Source organism: Streptomyces yunnanensis (assembly GCF_029011865.1).
In the GTDB taxonomy this organism is placed as follows: domain Bacteria; phylum Actinomycetota; class Actinomycetes; order Streptomycetales; family Streptomycetaceae; genus Streptomyces; species Streptomyces yunnanensis.
Genome location: NZ_CP095749.1, coordinates 670,959 through 689,983, shown reverse-complemented (window position 1 = coordinate 689,983; position 19,025 = coordinate 670,959). Strand labels below are relative to the sequence as shown.

The 19,025-nt window shown below is 71.2% G+C and carries 15 protein-coding genes; 8 read left to right on the top strand and 7 right to left on the bottom strand.

What is annotated here, in order from left to right; genetic code table 11:
* Positions 1–95 precede the first annotated feature (95 nt).
* A complete protein-coding gene (locus tag MOV08_RS03075) occupies positions 96–1,001 on the bottom strand; it encodes a S1 family peptidase (protein ID WP_275306088.1) in 906 nt (301 codons plus the stop codon).
* 286 nt (positions 1,002–1,287) lie between these two features.
* On the opposite strand from MOV08_RS03075, the gene MOV08_RS03070 reads away from it, so the two are divergent.
* Complete coding sequence (locus tag MOV08_RS03070) at positions 1,288–1,860, top strand: TetR/AcrR family transcriptional regulator (protein WP_039629301.1); 573 nt, start codon at positions 1,288–1,290, stop codon at positions 1,858–1,860.
* Between the two features lie 102 nt (positions 1,861–1,962).
* Complete coding sequence (locus tag MOV08_RS03065; protein WP_275306086.1) at positions 1,963–3,120, top strand: GDSL-type esterase/lipase family protein; 1,158 nt, start codon at positions 1,963–1,965, stop codon at positions 3,118–3,120.
* A 99-nt stretch (positions 3,121–3,219) separates the two neighbouring features.
* On the opposite strand, the gene MOV08_RS03060 is transcribed toward MOV08_RS03065, so the two are convergent.
* The 3 genes from MOV08_RS03060 to MOV08_RS03050 form a co-directional block, all read right to left on the bottom strand.
* Positions 3,220–4,617, bottom strand: a complete 1,398-nt coding sequence (locus tag MOV08_RS03060; RefSeq protein ID WP_275306084.1) for a histidine-type phosphatase — start codon at positions 4,615–4,617, stop codon at positions 3,220–3,222.
* Positions 4,618–4,836: 219 nt separating this feature from the next.
* Entirely contained in the window at positions 4,837–5,103 is a 267-nt protein-coding gene (locus MOV08_RS03055) for a peptidase inhibitor family I36 protein (protein WP_275306083.1), read from the bottom strand.
* 152 nt (positions 5,104–5,255) lie between these two features.
* Positions 5,256–6,212 (bottom strand): GlxA family transcriptional regulator, encoded by a 957-nt coding sequence (locus MOV08_RS03050; protein ID WP_275306081.1) that lies wholly within the window; start codon positions 6,210–6,212, stop codon positions 5,256–5,258.
* Positions 6,213–6,281: 69 nt separating this feature from the next.
* Here MOV08_RS03050 and MOV08_RS03045 point away from each other — a divergent pair, with 69 nt between their 5' ends.
* Together MOV08_RS03045 and MOV08_RS03040 are read left to right on the top strand one after the other, a co-directional pair.
* Entirely contained in the window at positions 6,282–7,232 is a 951-nt protein-coding gene (locus MOV08_RS03045) for an NADP-dependent oxidoreductase (RefSeq protein ID WP_275306079.1), read from the top strand.
* A gap of 103 nt (positions 7,233–7,335) precedes the next feature.
* Entirely contained in the window at positions 7,336–8,343 is a 1,008-nt protein-coding gene (locus tag MOV08_RS03040; protein ID WP_275306077.1) for an NADP-dependent oxidoreductase, read from the top strand.
* 76 nt (positions 8,344–8,419) lie between these two features.
* Here the strand turns inward: MOV08_RS03040 and MOV08_RS03035 are convergent, their stop codons facing one another.
* Entirely contained in the window at positions 8,420–9,778 is a 1,359-nt protein-coding gene (locus MOV08_RS03035) for a cellulase family glycosylhydrolase (RefSeq protein ID WP_275306075.1), read from the bottom strand.
* 696 nt (positions 9,779–10,474) lie between these two features.
* Here MOV08_RS03035 and MOV08_RS03030 point away from each other — a divergent pair.
* Positions 10,475–11,191: an NADPH-dependent F420 reductase gene (locus MOV08_RS03030; protein ID WP_039629285.1), complete on the top strand. Its 717-nt coding sequence runs from the start codon at positions 10,475–10,477 to the stop codon at positions 11,189–11,191.
* 495 nt (positions 11,192–11,686) lie between these two features.
* Here the strand turns inward: MOV08_RS03030 and MOV08_RS03025 are convergent, their stop codons facing one another.
* Positions 11,687–12,184, bottom strand: coding sequence for a TetR/AcrR family transcriptional regulator C-terminal domain-containing protein (locus tag MOV08_RS03025; RefSeq protein WP_078875356.1), 498 nt, complete (start codon positions 12,182–12,184; stop codon positions 11,687–11,689).
* Here MOV08_RS03025 and MOV08_RS03020 point away from each other — a divergent pair.
* The 3 genes from MOV08_RS03020 to MOV08_RS03010 all read left to right on the top strand — a co-directional run bounded on the left by MOV08_RS03020 (position 12,170) and on the right by MOV08_RS03010 (position 15,252).
* Positions 12,170–12,334, top strand: coding sequence for a nuclear transport factor 2 family protein (locus tag MOV08_RS03020; RefSeq protein WP_275306073.1), 165 nt, complete (start codon positions 12,170–12,172; stop codon positions 12,332–12,334). The genes MOV08_RS03025 and MOV08_RS03020 overlap by 15 nt on opposite strands.
* 326 nt (positions 12,335–12,660) lie before the next feature.
* Positions 12,661–14,334: a TlrC/CarA/OleB/SrmB family ABC-F type ribosomal protection protein gene (locus MOV08_RS03015; protein ID WP_275306072.1), complete on the top strand. Its 1,674-nt coding sequence runs from the start codon at positions 12,661–12,663 to the stop codon at positions 14,332–14,334.
* Between the two features lie 159 nt (positions 14,335–14,493).
* Positions 14,494–15,252, top strand: coding sequence for a class I SAM-dependent methyltransferase (locus tag MOV08_RS03010; protein WP_052286448.1), 759 nt, complete (start codon positions 14,494–14,496; stop codon positions 15,250–15,252).
* Between the two features lie 55 nt (positions 15,253–15,307).
* Here MOV08_RS03010 and MOV08_RS03005 read toward each other — a convergent pair whose 3' ends face one another.
* Positions 15,308–18,847 (bottom strand): hypothetical protein, encoded by a 3,540-nt coding sequence (locus tag MOV08_RS03005; RefSeq protein WP_275306070.1) that lies wholly within the window; start codon positions 18,845–18,847, stop codon positions 15,308–15,310.
* Positions 18,848–19,025: the final 178 nt, after the last annotated feature.

Sequence of the window (19,025 nt, the reverse complement as noted above, 5' to 3'; positions counted from 1 at the left end):
CCGTCGACGGGGGCTGCGGCTCGACGCCGCAGCCCCCACCGCGCGTTTCCGGCGCGCCCGGCTTCCCGCGCGACGCCTCCCGCTTCCGTTCCTCGTTACGTCAGCGCGCCCAGGAGCGCGGGAACGTCGGCGAAACCGGCGTCGGCCGGCTGCCCGCACACCTTGCCCGCGGTCTCGCCGGCGAAGCTGAACACACCGGCCAGCTCCGGGCCGCGTCGACCCCAGGTGACCAGGGGGCTGCCACTGTCACCGAAGCACATGGTGGTCCGGCCGCTGGGCACGTCGCGGGCGCAGAAGACCGAGGCGTCGTCCACGACGGCGGGCGTCTGGGCCGCGCACTGCGCATGGGTGCGGACGGTGAGGTCGCCGCGGCGCAGCACATCGCCGCGGATCTCCCGATCCGGGTGGGCCGGGTCCGGTGCGGCCGTCGTGCCGTGGCTGAAGAGCGACACGGGGGTGCCGGGGGCCGGCCGGTGCCGGGCGATGGGAAGCGGCCGGACATCAGGCACGGGGGAGCTGAGGCGGATCTCGGCGAGGTCGTAGGCGGCCGAGGACAGCTCGGGTGCCTGGGGGTCGGCGGGGGAGGGTAGCAGCTTGTACTTCGGGTGCAGGGTGACCGCACGGATGTCCCGCACGATGCCCGGGTCCTTCGAGAGCACCGAGGACCCGATGTGCAGCTCCCCCTTGTGGAAGTCCACGCCGTCGAGGCAGTGGGCGGCCGTGAGCACCCGGTCCGGGGCGATGAGCGCCCCGCCGCACGAGGCGCGCTGCAGCAACGGGCCGTCGCCCTTGACCACCAAGGTGGCCAGCCACGGCGCCGCCCCCTTCTGCGGTAGCTGTGTGCCACCTGACATGGCCTGTGCCGGGCCGGCCGTGCCCAGTGCCGCGGTCACACCCACCACGGCGGCGCCGAACGCCACCCCCGCACGCGTACGACGGTCGTGCTTGGCCTTGCGCCGCCGTTCCGCGGTGCCCGCCGCGCGCGCCATTTTGTTGATCATGCCGCTCCTGTATCTCTCGTGTGAGGGATCGATCTCTTCTCAACCACCCAACGTAGTGACGGGAGTTGGCGTTGATCGTCAGACCGTGGTCGCGTCCGCCGTCATCCTGTGGGCTCATCCGCCCCGGCTCACTACGTCAGATTGCTGACGCCGCCCCGGCGCCGGGGGGACGGGGCGGGAAAGAGGGCGTCCTACCTTGAAGCACCCCCACACTTGCCTAAAGGCATTAGGCATGGGCATAATCTCTTCAGGTAAGTGAAGGGGTAACCGAAAGGAAGGGCCGGACATGGCGGCGCGGGTGGGGCTGACCGTCGAGCGCCTGACCCGGGCGGCGGCGGAGCTGGCCGACGAGGTCGGCTTCGAGCAGGTGACCGTCTCGGCGTTGGCCAGGCAGTTCGACGTCAAGGTCGCGAGCCTGTACTCGCACCTGAAGAACTCCCAGGACCTCAAGACCCGGATCGCGCTGCTGGCCCTGGAGGAACTCGCCGACCGGGCCGCCGAAGCCCTGGCCGGTCGCGCCGGCAAGGACGCCCTGGCCGCCTTCGCGAACGTCTACCGCGACTACGCCCGGGAGCACCCCGGCCGGTACGCCGCGGCCCGGTTCCGGCTCGACCCGGAGACGGCGGCCGCCAGCGCCGGCGTGCGGCACGCCCAGATGACGCGGGCGATCCTGCGCGGTTACGACCTCGCGGAGCCCGACCAGACCCATGCGGTGCGGCTGCTGGGCAGCGTCTTCCACGGCTACGTCAGCCTGGAAATGGGGGGAGGGTTCAGCCACAGCGCCCCCGACTCGCAGGAGTCCTGGTCACGCATCGTGGACGCCCTCGACGCGCTCCTGCGGAACTGGCCCGCGTCCTGAACGCCACGGTCCCGGCCCGGCCGGCCGCGCAGCATCGCGCCGCCGCCACCCCGACCACCCCGAAACCGCGACCTCGATCGACCCGCTGAGGCGAGGAACACCATGCACGACTGGATCACCACACCCATCACCGCGGACATCCTGCGCGGCGCCATCGAGCTGGAGCGCACCGAGCACGGGCTGCTGCCGCACCGGCTGCCGGCCCGGGCCCGCGCCCAGTGCGCCGACGGACAACTCGCCATGGCGGAGTCCCAACCCTCCGGCGTGCGACTGGTGTTCCGCACCCGGGCCACCGCCGTCGAGCTGGACACACTGCCCACCAAGCGGGACTACGTCGGCGTACCGCCCCGACCGGACGGCCGCTACGACCTGCTCGTCGACGGCCGCCTGACCGGCCAGGCCAGCGTGACCGGCGGCAACACCCTGACCATCGACATGACCACCGGGACCGCCCGACTCCGGCCCGGGGCGCCAGGCACCCTCCGCTTCGCCGACCTGCCCGACGGCGTCAAGACCGTCGAGATCTGGCTGCCGCACAACGAGACCACCGAACTCATCGCCCTGCGCACCGACGCCCCCGTCGAGCCCGCACCGGACGAGGGTCGCAAGGTGTGGCTGCACCACGGAAGTTCGATCAGTCACGGCTCGGACGCGGCCGGCCCCAGCACCACCTGGCCCGCACTCGCCGCCTCGCTCGGCGGCGTGGAACTGACCAACCTGGGCATGGGCGGCAGCGCCCTGCTCGACCCGTTCACCGCCCGTGCCCTGCGCGACACCCGGGCCGATCTCATCAGCATCAAGATCGGTATCAACCTGGTCAACGCCGACCTGATGCGGCTGCGTGCCTTCACCCCCGCCGTCCACGGCTTCCTGGACACCATCCGCGAGGGCCACCCCACCACACCGCTGCTGGTCGTCTCGCCCATCCTGTGCCCCATCCACGAAGACACCCCAGGCCCCAGCGCTCCGGATCTCACCGCCGGACAGCTGAGGTTCCGCGCCGTGGGCGATCCGGCGGAGCGCGCGAGCGGCAAGCTGACCCTCACCGTCATCCGTGACGAACTCCAGCGCATCGTCGAACAGCGAGCAGCCGACGATCCCCACCTGCACTACCTCGACGGCCGCGACCTCTACGGCCAGGCCGACTCCGCCGAACTGCCCCTGCCCGACCAACTCCACCCCGACGCCGCGACCCACCGCCGCATCGGCGAACGCTTCGCCGCGTTCGCCTTCACCGCCAACGGCCCCTTCGGCAAGTAGCCGGGGCGGCCACCGGTGGGGCGTGGCGGCCGCGGTCCACCAGCAGATTGCCCGGCAGTCGATCTCCTCCTGCCGGAGCCCGCGCAGCCAGGTGACGGTTCAGGTGGCCGTTCGGCCGAAGCAGCGCTCCAACTCCTGCACGTCGTAGAAGCGGCTGCCCTTGGCGATGGGCCGGCAGCCCGCCTTGAAGGCGGTCTCCTTCTCGTTGTAGAGCATGCGCACGAGGTAGGTGTCGCCCTTGCGGAACACGTCCCACTGGATGTTCGTGGCCATGGGAGCCACGGACGTGCCGCGCCAGGGGTTGTCGGCGTAGGTGTAGGGCTCCCGGGGCGCGACAGGCACGGTGCTGCCCGGAAGGCCCATCAGCGCGGCGAGCGGGATGATTTCCTCGGCATGGGTGAAGCGCAGTTCGGCGCCCAGCTTGCCGGTGCCGTCCCGCTTGGCCTCGACCTGCTTGAAGAAGTCGTCGAGCAGGACATCGGCCATCTTGTAGGTGATGTCGCTGTCGGCGAAGCTGGGGCCCTTCTCGTAGAACTCCTCGGCGTCGTTCAGGTACCCGAACCACTCGGCGTCGCGCGGCGCGAGGTACCGGTCCAGGTGCCAGCCGTGGCCGTTCGGGCTCTCCGCGCGCATCGCCGGGGCGATGCCGTAGAGGTTGTAGACGGCCTTCGCGGCGGTGACGTCGTCGCCGACGGAGGGGAACTCCCCGTCCGCGATGCGCTGCACGAAGGCCGGCTTGAAGATCTTCTCCAGTACGTGGCGGGCGGCGGCGCGGGTGGCGGGCCGGTCGGTGAGGTCCTTGAGGGTGCTCGCCAGGCGCTGGTCGTCGGCGAGCCACTTGCGGTAGGCGGCGCCGCCGGCCGACTTGTGGAAGTAGAGCAGGTCCTTGTCCGTACGGGCGGGCCCGACCAGCGGCTTCAGCGCCGGATCGGCCTGGGTGAGCGCGTCGGTGAAGACGGTTCCGCTGTCGACGGCGCGCCCCTGCCCGGAGCTGACGACATCGATCGACTCGCCGTTCTTCACGATCGTGTCGAGCAGCTGCGGCAGTCGTTGCGCCATCCGCACGGCCGTGTCGTGGAGTTCCTGCTTGCCGCGTCCGCTGAGATTGCCGTACCCCACCTTGCCCATGGCGGCGAGCAGGGCGCGCACGTCCGGCCCGAAGCCCTCGCCGAGGCGCGTGAGCTGGCCCTCCCCGCGAGCGCGGTCCCACAACGTGAGGAGGAGGTCGCCGTCGCCGCTGTCGCCGGCGGCCCGGGAACCGTGCCGGGAGACGTTCTCGGTGAACACGGGCACGAAGCCCCTGGGCGCGCGCTGATAGGTCCGCGGATTCTGCCCGGGCTCGTACGACGCCTTGGTGCTGTAGCTGTAGCTGTGGTCGGGGGTGTTGTCGCGGGGGTGACGGGTGTGTTCGTCGGCGGTGGGCGCGGCATGGGCGGGCGCGGAGCCGACGAGCAACGTCCAGGACGCGACGAGGACGGCGGGGGCGATACGTCTCATGAACCCATGATTTTCGCCTGAGGTGAATGCGGGGTGGACGTGGGGTGGCTCGGCGGCACTCGCCGCCGCCGTGCCCAACCGGGAGGCAGCGCTGGGGAGTTCCGCCCGGACGTCCGTCCCGCAACGCCGAACGCACCGTCCAGATCGCCGGTCACGGCGTCGCCGTACGGCGAACTGGGCGGTGCGTTCGGCGCTGGTGCACCGCCTCGCGGCTACGCCCTACCGCGGATTGAAGACGACGCTGGAGAAGTGCGTGCCGGACGGCGCGGACTTGCCCGGGGCGAGGCGCGTCACCCGCCCGTCGCAGTGCTTGCCGCTGTAGACGGCGACGGCCTGCTTCGTCGCGTTGCGCGGGGCGCGGGCCTCCTGGTTCATGGTGAGGCACTTGCTGTTCGGCGGGTTCTGGATGAAGTACGGCTGGCCCTTGGGCCCCACCCATCCGAACTTCCCGGTAGCGGCGAGCGCCGTGCCGGCGGGGAGAGCCACGGCCAGGGCAATGCTGCTGAGACCGATGGTAATCGGGTGGAACAGGCGCATCATGTGCCTTTCATGAGCAGAGGTAACGAATAGCACCCGGACCAACGGCTGAGTCGGAGGGAAGGAAACGGCCTGCACGGACCGGAGGACCTGACGAGGCGTCAGGCAACCGCCTTGCCGTCCGCGGTCACCCGGAACGTCCGTCGGTAGGCCAGCGGGGCGACGCCGAGGGCGGCATGGAAGTGCTGGCGAAGGGAGGTTCCCGTCGCGAAGCCGACCCGGCCCGCGATGTGGTCGACGGACAGATCGCTCGACTCCAACAGGTGCCTGGCGCGCGCCACCCGCTGGGCGATGAGCCAGCGGCCGGGGCTCATGCCCACCTCGTTGCCGAACTTGCGGGCGAAGGTGCGCCGACTCATCCTGGCGTGCTCGGCGAGCTCGGCCAACGTCAGCGGCAGATGCAGATTCTCCAGTGCCCACTGCCGGGTCGGCGCCGTGCCCGTCGTGGCGGCGTCGGGCACGGGCTGTTCGATGTACTGCGCCTGACCGCCATCGCGCCAAGGCGGCACCACGCAGCTCCGGGCCACCCGGTTGGCCACCTCGCTGCCGTAGTCCGCCCGCACGACGTGCAGGCAGACATCCACTCCGGAGGCCGCCCCGGCCGAGGTCAGGATGTCCCCGTCGTCGACGAACAGCACCTCCGGATCGAGCGCCACCCGGGGGAACCGCTCGCGGAAGGTCTCGGCCAGCTGCCAGTGGGTGGTCGCCGGGCGGCCGTCCAGCAGACCGGCCGCGGCGAGCACGAACGCGCCGGTGCAGATCGACACGATCCGGGTGCCCGGCCGGATCAGCGCCAGTGCGTCGGCGACCTGCCGGGGGAGTGGCGTGGTGCTCAGCGCGAGGTCGCAGGGCGGGATCACCACGGTGTCCGCGGCGCGCAACGCCTGTGGGCCGTGCTCGACCGCGATCGTGAAATCGGCGCAGGTCCGCACCGGACCGCCGTCCGCCGAGCAGGTCAGCACCTCGTAGCGGTCCCCGGCATTGCCGAAGATCCGCTTGGGGATGCCGAGTTCGAACGGGTAGACGCCGTCCAGGGCCAGGACCACCACGCGATGCATGGCACGATCCTATCGGATATTGGCCATCAGGCCATTTCGTTCGAGGGCGGGCGACGGCAGCCTGGGACCATGAACTCAGCACCCACCATGCGCGCGATCAGCCAGGACGCCCTGGGCGGACCGGAAGTCCTGCGGGAGGTCGAGCTGCCCCGCCCGGAACCGGGCCCGAGCCAGCTCCTCATCCGCGTCCACGCGGCCGGCGTCAACCCGACCGACTGGCTCCACCGCTCCCGTCCGCATCTGTTCCTCCCCGAGCCCCCGTTCGTCCTGGGCTGGGACGTCTCCGGAGTGGTCGAGGCGACCGGAGCCGGAGTCACCCTGTTCAAGCCGGGTGACGAGGTGTTCGGCATGCTGCCCTACCCGCACGGCCACGGCTCCTTCGCCACCTACGTCGTCGGGCCGACACGGGCCTTCGCCCGCAAGCCTGCCGGCATCGACCACGTCCAGGCAGGCGCCCTCCCGCTGGCCGCGCTCACCGCGTGGCAGGCGCTCGTGGACACCGCGAACGTCCAGCCCGGCCAACGGGTCCTGATCCATGCCGCCGCGGGCGGGGTGGGCCACCTGGCCGTGCAGATCGCGAAGTCCCGTGGCGCCCACGTCATCGGCACCGCGAGCGAGGGCAAGCACGCGTTCCTGCGTGGCCTCGGTGCCGATGAACTGATCGACTACCGCACGGTGGACTTCGCCGAAGCGGTCCGCGACGTCGACGTCGTACTGGACGCCATGGGCGGCGAATACGGCCACCGGTCCCTGGCCACCCTGCGCCCCGGCGGCCTGTTGGTCACCATCAAGTTCAGGGGGCAGGAACTGCATGCCGAGGCGGCCCGGCGCGGGGTACGGGTCGAAGCGCTCCTGGTCGAGGCCGACCACGCGGGCATGACCGCGATCGCCGATCTCGCCGCCACGGGCAAGCTGGTGGCGCACATCGCCGGGACGTTCCCGCTCGCCGAGGCGGCCGCCGCGCACGCACTCGGGGAAACCGGCCGCACCACTGGCAAACTGGTGATCACGACGACCTGATCACCCGCGCGTAGGGCGCTGCGCGACCGCGGCACGTCCGCGGTCGACCTGCCCCGACGCCGAGGGTGAACGCGAACAACGACCACCCGGAGGGCGGCGCCGTATGACATACACCGCGCAGGAATGGCAGCTGGGCAGCCGACCGGAGGGGCGCCCGGAGCCTGCGGACTTCCGGCTCGTCGAGCGGGAGTTACCGGCGCCGGACGAGGGCGAGGTGCTCGTCCGCAACAGCTTCCTCTCCGTCGACCCCTACATGCGGGTACTGATGGGGAGCGCACAACCCGGCGTGCCCGTCTACCCGTTGAACCGACCGATGACGGGCGGAGCGGTCGGCATGGTCGTCGCCTCACGGGCGCCCGGGCTGAGCCCCGGCGACCTGGTGCTCAGCGACCTCGGCTGGCGCACCGCCGCGGTCGCCCCGGCCCGACGCTTCACCCGCCTGGAACGCCTGCCCGGCGTGCCCGACTCCGCGTTCCTCGGCGCCTTGGGGATGACCGGGCTCAGCGCCTACGTCGGACTCACCAGGATTGCCCAACTGGAGCCCGGCGACCGGGTGTTCATCTCCGGTGCGGCCGGCGCGGTGGGCAGCCTGGCCGGTCAGATGGCCCGGCTGCTCGGGGCGAAGGAGGTCATCGGCAGCGCCGGATCCGAGGAGAAGGTGGCGTACCTGACCACCGAACTGGGCTTCAGCGTCGCCTTCAACTACAAGGCCGGCGACGTGCGCGCCCAACTCGCACAGGCCGCCCCGGAGGGCATCGAGGTGTACCTCGACAACGTGGGAGGCGACCACCTGGAGGCCGCCATCGACGCCCTCACCTTGGACGGTCGGGCCGCCCTGTGCGGCGCCATCTCCGGATACCACCTCAGCGAGCCACCGCCCGGGCCGCGCAACATGATCGAGCTGGTGAAGAAACGACTCACCCTCCGCGGCTTCGAGGTCGGCGACCACATGGACCTCCACCCGCGCTTCGCCCGGCAGATGGGCTCCTGGCTGGCGGAAGGGCAGATCACCTTCCGCGAGACCGTCGAACACGGCATCACGGGCGCGGTCGACGCCTTCCTCGGCCTGCTGGACGGCCGCAACACCGGAAAGGCCGTGGTACAGCTCTGAGCGCGGGCCGCGCTGCGGCCACGCCGTCACCCAAGAGACGTGGCCGCTGCCGTCGGCGCACCCTCCGCTCAGCGGTTCAGCAGGCGGTCACCGTCACGCGTACCGCAGCACCCGGCGGGGCCGTCGGCAGCAGTAGGCCGGCCCGGCCGGGGCCGCCGGCGCCCACCACCACTGCCGGGCCGCCGCCCGTGACGGACACCCGGGCACCGTGGGGAAAGGCCGTCGCGGGAAGCGACAGCACCGTCCAGGCACGCCGAGTGGCGCGGTCCGCGGTCATGGTGAGCGTGTAGGTCCGAGGGGTGGGGGCGTAGCTCTCGGAGTCCGGGATGCCGGCCACCGCAGGGGCGTACGGGGCGAAAGCCGGCTCCTTGCCGGGGGCGGGGCCGCCGCTGCGGTCGTAGGCGCAGTAGCCGCCGCCGTTGTCGGCGCGACAGTCGTACCACAGGGCCCAGCCCGCGGCGAAGCGGTCCATGGAGGCCACTTGACGCTGCATCAGCTGTGCGTTGCCGGGTGTGGTGGCCTGCGGCGGACCCCATTCGCCGACCAGCACCGGCAGCCGGTTGGTGGTGGGGTAGTCGGCTACGGCGGCTTCGTAGCGCTCGATGAAGCGCGAGGACGGGTCCCAGTCGGCGCCCGATTCGACGGCGGTGTCGTAGTAGTGCGGGGCATAGCCGAGCCGGTCCGCCCCGGGCCGTGGGTCGTCGAAGGCGGGCAGGCTGGTGGGGACGCCCTGGCCGATCAGGACGGTGGGTTCGAGGAAGAGCCAGGCGTCGTGGTCGCTGGAGCGGACGGCGCGGATCAGTCGCCGGTACATGTCCGCCAAGCGGCCTTGCTCCAAGGCGGCGGAGGCGTCGATCTGGTCCTGGGGGTCGGTCGGGTCGCCGGGCACCGGCCCGAACGGTTCGTTGAACAGGTCATAGCCCAGTAGGGAACGGTGCCCGCGCAGCACCTCGGCGACCTTGGCGTAGGCGGCCCCCTGCGCGGCGCGCAGGTCGGCGTCGTCGTACAGGTGGGTGAAGGCGGCCTGAACGGCCGGCTGGAAGTAGTCCGCGAACCAGTCGTCGGGGTTGGGCTCGAAGGGCAGGCCGTCCGTGCGGGTGGCCCAGGCGGGGATGCCGTTGTGGCCGAACGCCGGGCCGTAGACGTCCTGATGCCAGTCGATCAGGACCAGCACCCGGTAGCGGTCGGCCCAGTCCAGGATGTGGTCGAGGTAGCGCAGATAGCCGGTGTCGTAGCGCCCTCGGTGCGGTTCGACCTTCTCCCACTGGATGTTGAGCCGCGCCAGGCCGAAACCGTCGCGTGCCAGATCGGCGATGCGCTCCTCGGTCACCGTGTCGGTCTTGCCGAGGTTGAGCCCGCGCAGTCGCAGGACCCGGCCCTGCCGGTCGGTGAAGAGCGTACGGCCGTCGGGCGCGGTGACGGTGCCGGTGGGCACGGGCCAGGCGGCTGCCGCACCGGGCCGGGAGGCCGGCGGTTGCCCAGCCCGGAGGACGGCAGCCGAACCGTGCCCGGCGGTCGCCCCTGCCGCTGGACCCGCTACCCCCGCCGCTCCCGCCACTTCCCGCCCCACGGCGGGACTGGAAGCAGGGGCGACGCACACCAGGGCCACGCCGAGCACGACGGTCGTGGCGACGCGGCGTAGACGCATGGCGGCCTCCAATGGCTGCGACTGTGCCCTGTGGCTGTGGCTGTGGCTGTGGCTGTGGCCGTGGCTGTGGGCGTGGCCGGGACTGTCTGCGGCTTGGTGATCGGGCGGTCGGTGGCGGTGGGTCGGCAGGTCGCTGGGATTCTGCGCCAGGGAAGGCACAGAAGGAAGACCTACGACGGAGGTGTGCTGCGCGGCCCGGTGGAAGGACGGCGCCCGCCCCGGTACGGCCGGATGCCTGCGCACCCCCGCCGACGCCTGGTGCACCAGCGGGGCGCGTGAGTGTCCGCCGTTCCCGCTGCTCGGGAACGCCGATTCGCCGGCTGCCCGGGTGAAAGAGGGCGTTCACGGCTCGCGGCGGCCACCGCGGGACCGAGCAGTGATCAAGATGGCGACGTGTTCCACGGCCGGCAGCCCTGGGACGAAGAGCGGCCGCAACCGGTCCGAGCACGGCTCCGCCCGCGAGATCGCAACGGAAGGTTCGCCATGAAGATCGCAGTTCTCGGCACCGGCGGCGGTGGCCGCGCGCACGCCGCCAAACTCGCCGAACTCGGCCACGACGTGTTCGTCGGCACCCGCGACCCGGAGGCCACCCTGGCCCGCACCGAGCCGGACATGATGGGCAACCCGCCCTACAAACAGTTCCTCGCCGACCACCCCGGTCTCACCCTGCTGCCCTTCGGCGCGGCCGCGGCCGCCGCCGAACTGGTCATCAACGGCATCGACGGACACAACGCCGTCGCCACGCTCACCGCCAGCGCCGACCAACTGACCCGCAAGACCCTGATCGACTACGCCGTGCCGTTCGTCTACCAGCACCGGAGCGAGCATCCCTGGCCCACCCCATGGGGCGTCATGCCGAAGCTCGACCCGTGCGACACCGACAGCCTCGGCGAGCAGATCCAACGCGCCCTGCCGCAGACCAAGGTCGTCAAGTCCTTCGTCACCCAGGAGCAGTCCACCGTGGTCGACCCGCAGGCGATCGGCGGGGGCGACCACACCATGTTCGTCGCCGGCGAGCACGCCGATGCCAAGCAGCAGACCGTCGACCTGCTGAAGTCCTACGGGTGGAACGACATCCTCGACCTCGGCCCCCTGGTCTGCGCCCGCGGCATGGAGATGTACGCCCACATGCACTCCGCCATCGGTTTCGGCCTCGGCCAGAAGTTCGGCGGCCACTTCGGCATCAAGGTCGTCCGCTGAGGCGGCGCGAACGTTCCCGGGGCTCGGACCGCTCCCGGGCCGGCCGTAGGCGCGGCCGGCGCACGCGGGGGGAGCGGGAGTTCGGGCCAAGGCTGCGCGTGCGGGGGAATTTAACTGATTTCCCGGTCAGCGTACCGGTGTGGGCTGCAGGATGTGGCTGGCGCCGAGGGGCGGCCAGAAAGGTCGAGGATCATGGCGGAACACGACACTGCTCCAGAGGACCATGCCGCCGGCAGTGCGGCGGGGAGTGAAGAGGTGAGCACCACGCCGTTCCACGCGGCTCGGGCCGCTCGACTCACGACCGCGGTGGCGGCCGCTCACCTCGCCCCGCCCGCCAAGCGGTCTCCCAACAGAGCCGCCAGCGCGAACCCTTGGATCCGGTAAGCAGCGTTCCGTCCCTCCCCACGTACGCGCGAGAGCAGGTCGGCACGTCAGCAGGCCGAGCAGCCAAGGGCCTTGAGGGCCCCGGCGTCGGCCGGGGCCCGGCTGACAGGGTCAGCGGCAGAGGCCGGACAACAGGGCATCCAGGGCGAGGTCGAAGCGCGCCTGGTGGTCTGCGGGGGTGCCCAGTCCGGCTTCGACGGCGGCGGCGAGGGTGGGGAAGGCCACGAGATCGAGTACGTCGTCCGTGACCTGCTCGGGGTGCCCCGGAGTGGTGGCGGCCTCGGCGAGGCAGTGGCCGATCACGAAGGTGGCCACGGAGTTGACGATCCTCAGCGCCTGGAGCGGTGCGATTCCGGCGCGTCCGAGTGCGGCGGCGGTGTCCTCGACCGCCTTGAGGGCGGCGGGGGACCGGGCGGGGCGGGTGGCGATCAACACGATCACGCCGGGGTGCCGCAGCAGCTCGTCCCGGAAGGCGACCGCGAAGGCCCGCAGATGCTGCGGCCACTCGCCCGCCGGCCCGTCGAATGACGGTCGAACGGCCGCGACCACTCGCTCCACGAGGCCGTCCAGCAGGGCCGCCTTGTTGGGCAGGTAGTGGTAGAGCGTCATTGCCTCGACGCCGAGTTCGGCCGCAGCTTCGAGAACGAAGCGATCTTCGTCTTCACCGTCGCCGACGGCCGCATCAGCGAGATCCGCGGCGTGTCCGACCGGCTGGGGCTGTTCCTCCAACTCGGTTGGGACTGGCCGACCGTCGACTGAACGCCCGCCAGGGTGGTGCCTGCCTGCGCACGCCGCCTGCCTGCGCACGAGGGGGAGTCGGTTCCTTCCTTTGTTCCTGGTCCGGCACCTCGCCGAGGAAAGTGCTTGCAGGCGCACAGTCACCCGATCTACGGTGTGACGCATGGGTTCCCTGTGATAGTCCCCCCGCCGCCGCGTTGAGCCCGGCTCCGCTGGCGCGCGTTCTCATCCGTGCTTGCGCTTCTCCCGCGATGCCGTTCGTCCGGCGTGCCGCGGGGCGTCCTGGCGTACACGGATGCGTTCCTCACCCGTTGCGTTCGGCTCGGCCGAGAACAGGGGACTTTCCCATGCCCACTGCACAGCTATCCCTTCAGAACATCACCCGTCGCTACGACGACCATGTCGTGCTGGACGAGGTGTCCTTCACCCTCAAGCCCGGCGAACGTGCCGGCATCATCGGCGACAACGGCGCCGGAAAATCCACCCTCCTGCGATTGATGGCACATCAGGATCAGCCTGACAATGGCGAGTTGACGGTGTGCGCGCCCGGCGGGATCGGCTATCTCGCCCAGTCGATCGCGCTGCCCGGCGGGGCGACCGTCCAGGATGCCGTGGACGTGGCACTTACCGATCTGCGCGATCTCGAAGCACGGATGCGCCGAGCCGAGGCCGAGCTCCAGTGCCTGGCCGGAGCCCGGCTGACCGCCGCACTGGACGCCTACGCCCGCCTCGTCGCCCAGTACGAGGCGCGCGCCGGCTACGAGGCGGACGCCCGGGTGGACATTGCCCTGCACGGGCTCGGCCTGCCGGGCCTGGCACGGGACAGGAGGCTGAACACACTGTCGGGCGGTGAGCGATCGCGCCTCGCGCTGGCCGCCACGCTGGCGTCCCGGCCGGAACTCCTGCTGCTGGACGAGCCCACCAACGATCTGGACGACCGAGCAGTCGACTGGCTGGAGACCCACCTGCGGGCACATCGCGGCACCGTGCTCGCGGTCACCCACGACCGGGTGTTCCTGGAACGGGTCACCACCACGATCCTGGAGGTCGCCGAGGGCAAGGTGACGCGCTACGGCGACGGCTACGACGGCTACCTCGCCGCCAAGGTCGCCGAACGACGGCGCAGGCTGCGGGAGTACGAGGACTGGCGCACGGAACTGGCCCGCAACCAGAAGCTGACCGCCACCAACGTGGCGCGACTGGCGGCGATCCCGCGCAAGCTCCCGTTCGCCGTGTTCGGCCACGGCGCCTTCCGCTCCCGTAGCCGTGGCCACGGGGCGATGGTGCGTATCCGGAACGCGAAGGAGCGCGCCGAGCGACTGACGGCCAACCCCGTCGCGCCGCCGCCCGACCCGCTGGTGTTCGCCGCCCGCATGACCACCTCCGACGACCAGCCGTCGCAGGCCGCAGTTGACCGGCCGTCGCGGCCGGCGGCGGAACTCTCCTCCATCCGCGTCGGAGAGCGCCTGTACGTGCCCTCGCTGCGGATCGGTGGCGAGGAGCGACTGCTGGTCACCGGACCCAACGGTGCGGGCAAGACGACACTGATGCGGGTACTGGCGGGTGAGGTGCGGCCCGACGAGGGGACCGTGCGCACACGGGGCAGGATCGGGCACCTCCGGCAGGAGGAAACCCCCTGGCCGCCCGGCCTGACGGTCCCGCAGGCATTCGCCCACGGCCGCGGGGGCGACCTCGACGAGCACACCGCGCAGCTGCTCTCGCTCGGCCTGTTCGGCCCCGCCGACCTGCGCTTGAAAGTGCACGAGTTGTCCTACGGCCAACGACGCCGCATCGAGCTGGCCCGCATGGTCTGCGAACCCGTCGACCTGCTGTTGCTGGACGAGCCCACCAACCATCTCGCCCCGGCCCTGGTCGAGGAACTGGAGGGAGCGCTGGCCGCATACCGAGGCGCGGTGGTCATCGTCACCCACGACCGCCGCCTGCGCACCCGTTTCTCCGGCACCCGTCTGGAACTGGACTCGGGTCGACTCACACAGCATCGGGAGTCCGCAGTGCGCTGAACTCCACAGCCACTTCCTGCGTCCAGTAGGGGGAATGCGCCGTGGAGGAATCCCGAGTGTCGGAATCCGCCGCGACCGGGCCGTCGAGTGCGGCACCGGCCACCGGCCGCGGCACAGTCGAGGCACGGTCACGGCACCAACCACCAACAAGGAGCGATCTTGACTCACCGTACGTCACATCGGCCCGCCGCCCGGCGTCAGGGCGAATACGGCGTGGACGCCCCCTACGTACCGACGCTGTACGGGGCCATGGGTATCGGGCTGTTGGCCTGGGGCGTCGTCACCTTTGCCGTGGACGGTCTGACCCCCGCGCCCTGGGCGCTCTTCGCCGGCTGCGTGACGCTCGTCTGCGCGGGGCTGTACCTGTACACGACCCGCCGCGGCAAGTTCGTGGTCTGGGAGAAGCTCCTCGACCGACTGGCGTTACGCGGGGACGAGCGCGTCCTCGACCTGGGCTGCGGGCGGGGCGCGGTGCTCCTGGCGGCCGCCCGCCGCCTCCCCGACGGCCGCGCGTACGGCGTCGACCTGTGGCGCAGCCAGGACCAGAGTGGCAACGACCCGGCCACCACCGAACGCAACGCGCGGGCCGAAGGCGTGGCCGACCGGATCGAGCTGCACACCGCCGACATGACGCAACTCCCCTTCGAGTCCGATCAGTTCGACGTCGTGGTCAGCAGCCTGGCGCTGCACAACATCTCCGATCCGGCCGGCCGTACCTCGGCAATCGAGGAGGCGGTCCGCGTGCTCCGGCCCGGTGGCCGCCTCGTCGTCGCCGATATCCGCAACACCCGCCAGTACGGCGCTGATCTGCAGCGGCTGGGTATGCGCAGCCTCACCCGTCGTGCTGTGGGAGCCCGGATGTGGTGGAGCGGCCCCTGGATGCCGACGACGGTGGTGTGCGGCACCAAGCCGAGCTGACCGCCTCCGGACGGGGCCGGCGGGGCGTACCTGCCGCCGGCCCCGTCGCGGGTCGTCAGCTCTTGACCGGGTTGATGGACATCAGTCCGCTGAAGTAGGTGACCGGCACGGTGTCGGTCTTGTTGGTGGTGGTCCCTGTGCTGGTGGACGACGTCTCCGACGAGCTGAGCCCGGCGCCGAACGAGATCACCTTGTCGAAGCTGGCGTTGATCTGCCCCGACACCACCTGCTCCAGTCCCTGCTGGCGGATCTGTTGCTCGCTCAGCGTCACCGAGGTGAACTTGACGTCCCGTTGGATCGAGAAGACGTAGCTGCGCTGCCCGGGATCGAGACTGGCGAGGGTCAGCTTGCCGACGAGATGCGTGGTGATCAGGATGCCGGGCGCCGTACCGACGGTGGCAGGGTTGCCCGCCATGGCGGACGAGTAGATCGAGGGGTAGGCCACCCAGTGGGTGGAGGAGCCGTCGACCACGATGTCCAGCGGTTTGTCCAGGGCGACCTTGCCGTTGAGGATGATGCTGGGCGCCGCCGGCACCACATTGTCCTGGCCGAGGACCGGCTTGCCGTCCTGGAAGATCGCGACGGCGAACCTGCCGCGCTCCCAGTCCGCCTCGCTGGGGCCGAAGCTGACCGGGGCGAAGCTGAACACGAACGACCGGTTGTCGGAGCCGATCGGCACGGGTGGCCGTGGCGTGGGGTGCGGCGCGGGAGCGGGCGGCTTCGGAGTGCCGGGGCCGCCGTCGCCGGTGCCGGGTTGCGTACCGGGACCGGGGGTACCCGGGGTGCCGCCCGTGCCGGGGGGCGTTCCGCCGGTGCCCGGGGACGTGGTGCCTCCGGTTCCGGTGCCACCGCCGGGCGTACCGCCGCCCGGGGTGCCCGCGCCGCCGGACGGAGCGCCGGGGCCGGTACCCGTTCCGGTGCCGGGAGTGCCCGTACCCGTCCCGCCGCCGGGCGTCGAGCCGGTGCCGGGTGTGCCGGAAGTACCGGGCGTGCCGGGGTTCTTGCCCGCGAGGCCGGCCGCGTTGCTGGCGAGCGAGGTCAGCAGCGCGGCGATCTCCTTCTGCATCGACTCGTCGCGGAAGATGTCGCCCTTGCCGAGGAGTTGCAGGGCCGCCGCCATCCCCACCGGGTCCGGAGCCTGCGGCGGCTGGACGATGGTCACGGCCGAGGCGGGCAGCCCCGAGGGCGTCGTGGAGACGACCACCTCGCGGCTCGCCGTGGACACCGGGGCGATCTGTGGGGCGCTGTCCGGATCCGGCGACTTCTGCCAGTCCCAGAACCGGGTGTTGTCGATGACCTCCGCGGAGTTGCAGTGGCCGAGCTTGGCCTCGGCGAAGATCCCACGGGTGGGCAGGCTGATCAGTTGCTCACTGCGGGCGGGATCCACCTTCGGAAGGCGTACCCGTCCCTCGCCCGAGCCGTCGAACAGGGCGGGATCGAGCGGGAAGGCCGTGGCGTCCCCGAGCACCTCCACGGCGCGGTTCTCGACGGCCTGGAACAGCGGGCGCGTGGTGCCGCCGACGGTGAGACTGCTGCCCGCCAGCTCCGTCCACCGGGCGTTGGGGTCCTCGCCGAGCCGGATCAGCCGGTAGTAGTGCTCGCGGTTTTGCACCAGGTGCCTGCGCAGCCGGATCCGGAGCAGGTTCTCCTCGTCGCCGAGCCGTTGGAACGGGCTCGGCGCCGGCGCCGGCTCCGGTGCCTGACGGACCGCCAGGGCCCAGGTCGTGGACGGCTTCTGGAACAGTTTGCCGCTGGGCTCGTCCACCAGGAGGTGGGTGTTGCCCGCGGTGTCCACGGCCGTGACGACCAGGTGCTCCACGGCGACGTCGTCGTTGCGGCCCTCGGTGTAGGGCGGCGTGAGGGTCACCGAAAGCGTCCGCAGATCACGCCAGTTGACGCGTTCGTCGGAGCGGGGAACACCGGCCAGATCGACCATGGCGTGGGTGTGCTGGAAGTCTCCGGGGTTCTGCAGGTGGGTCGGATCCGGGTCCCAGTCACTGTGCTGCGGACGCACCAGGTACGTGACCTTCTGACCGCCGTCCGGCGCCCGCTGGGTCAGGGCGACCGTCGTGGGCACCCGGTCCTGGAAATTGGACAGATCACCGATGGTGAAGCGGAACTGGAACAGGATGAACTCGACGCTGCCCGGGTCGGGCGGGACCGGCACCTCGGGCTGCAGTTCCTGCCAGGCGGCGTACTTCTCCACCGCGTCGAATCCGCCGGCCAGCTGCGGGTCGAGCAGCCCGGCCTGGAGGAGACGGCGGTAGCGGACGATGACCAGTTCGTCGTCGAGGTTCGGGGACGCGGCGGGCAGCAGGACGGCCGGCCGCACCGTGCCGCGCTCGACGAGCACCCGGAAGTGCCGCAGCACCTCGTAGTAGAGCAGCGTCATCGCATGCGCGTGGTTGTGGTTGCGCACGGTCCTGGTCTGGGCGGTGGAGTGCTCCGCCTGGCGGGACTGCACCACGACCGTGCTGCGCATGTCGCGCACGGAGGTGGAGTGCTGGCGGATCTGGTCGTGCAGGTTCTGCACGGTGTCCGCCGACACGCTGCGGTCGCCGGTCGTGGTGGCGTAGCCGCCGCCGATCGCGGCGGAGCCGCCGAACATGCCCATCGACGCCGCCCCGGCCGCCCCGGCCATCACCGACCCACCGCGCTGCCACTCGTTGACGGCGCCCTTGACCACCTCGTCGACCGTCCGGTCGCGGGTGAGCGCGTGCTCCAAGTCATCGGTGAGCGCGATGTCCTCCAGCCGACTGTCCGTTGACGTGCGCGACCAGTCCACCACCGCGAGCTGCACCTGCTCGCCCGGCGCCAGCGGAAGGCTGTAGGTCACCTGGCCGAGCCCGTGCCCCACCGGAATCCAGGTGACGTCGTAGCTGATCACCAGGGCGATCGGCACCGGAACACCGGTCGAGTCGGTGCCACCGCCGTCCCCGGCCGCGGAGGCGTACTGTGCGCCGTAGTCCAGGTTGGCCAGGAGATGCGGGACGGTCACGATCTGGTGCACCTGGTACTGCTGGGTGGCCACATTGGAGGGCAGCAGGGTCTCGCAGCCACCCTGCCCGATGAGTTCGGCCGGTACGTAGGCGAAGGAGCCCGGCGAGAGATACCAGTCCAGGAGGGAGGGCGACTGCATGGCGGGGAAGCCGGTGGCGGAGCCGGTGAAGACTCCGCCCCGGTCCACGCCGAGCCGCAGGACCAGTGCCTGCGCCCGTTCGTCGGCCTCGGCCAGGACGTCCACCGCGCTCTGCAGCGGACCGCCCAGGTACAGCCACACATGGGCGAGCCGGACCTCGGCGGTGGAGCCGTCGGGCCGCTCGGCCAGTTGCAGGGCCTGCCGCCACAGTGGCGCCAGGTCCCACGAGAGGTACCCGGCGTGGTCACTGCCGAGCAGCCCCAACGGGATCCGTACCGGATTCCCGGTACCGGCAGCGATTCCCACGTCGCTGCCCGAACCCCCGTCGGTGACGGTCAATTGGGCTTCGAGGAAGGCCAACGCCCCGGAGACGGGGCCGCCGGTCCTGTTGTCGGAGAGAAACACACAGCAGCGCGCAGGGCTGCCGGTGTCGTCGGTCGGAAGTGCGATGTCCATGGTTCCCCCCATCGACGTCGCGCCTGAGCAAGAGGGCCGTAGCGGCGTCGGTCAGGCGACGAGAGGAAGGTAACGCAAAGGGGCTCGATCAACTCTCGAACTTCTTGTGGAGTATTTGGAGAGAGCGTGCAGTCCGTGACCGGGTTGCGTAGAGGCCCGGTCCGGCCCCGCCTGTGGC

Excerpts from the sequence above, each read along its gene's own strand:
- MOV08_RS03050 (WP_275306081.1), bottom strand. The coding sequence starts at position 6,212 with ATGCATCGCGTGGTGGTCCTGGCCCTGGACGGCGTCTACCCGTTCGAA.
- MOV08_RS03025 (WP_078875356.1), bottom strand. The coding sequence starts at position 12,184 with ATGACGCTCTACCACTACCTGCCCAACAAGGCGGCCCTGCTGGACGGC.
- MOV08_RS03045 (WP_275306079.1), top strand. The coding sequence starts at position 6,282 with ATGAACTCAGCACCCACCATGCGCGCGATCAGCCAGGACGCCCTGGGC.
- MOV08_RS03060 (WP_275306084.1), bottom strand. The coding sequence starts at position 4,617 with ATGAGACGTATCGCCCCCGCCGTCCTCGTCGCGTCCTGGACGTTGCTC.
- MOV08_RS03040 (WP_275306077.1), top strand. The coding sequence starts at position 7,336 with ATGACATACACCGCGCAGGAATGGCAGCTGGGCAGCCGACCGGAGGGG.
- MOV08_RS03070 (WP_039629301.1), top strand. The coding sequence starts at position 1,288 with ATGGCGGCGCGGGTGGGGCTGACCGTCGAGCGCCTGACCCGGGCGGCG.
- MOV08_RS03015 (WP_275306072.1), top strand. The coding sequence starts at position 12,661 with ATGCCCACTGCACAGCTATCCCTTCAGAACATCACCCGTCGCTACGAC.
- MOV08_RS03075 (WP_275306088.1), bottom strand. The coding sequence starts at position 1,001 with ATGATCAACAAAATGGCGCGCGCGGCGGGCACCGCGGAACGGCGGCGC.
- MOV08_RS03005 (WP_275306070.1), bottom strand. The coding sequence starts at position 18,847 with ATGGACATCGCACTTCCGACCGACGACACCGGCAGCCCTGCGCGCTGC.
- MOV08_RS03030 (WP_039629285.1), top strand. The coding sequence starts at position 10,475 with ATGAAGATCGCAGTTCTCGGCACCGGCGGCGGTGGCCGCGCGCACGCC.
- MOV08_RS03065 (WP_275306086.1), top strand. The coding sequence starts at position 1,963 with ATGCACGACTGGATCACCACACCCATCACCGCGGACATCCTGCGCGGC.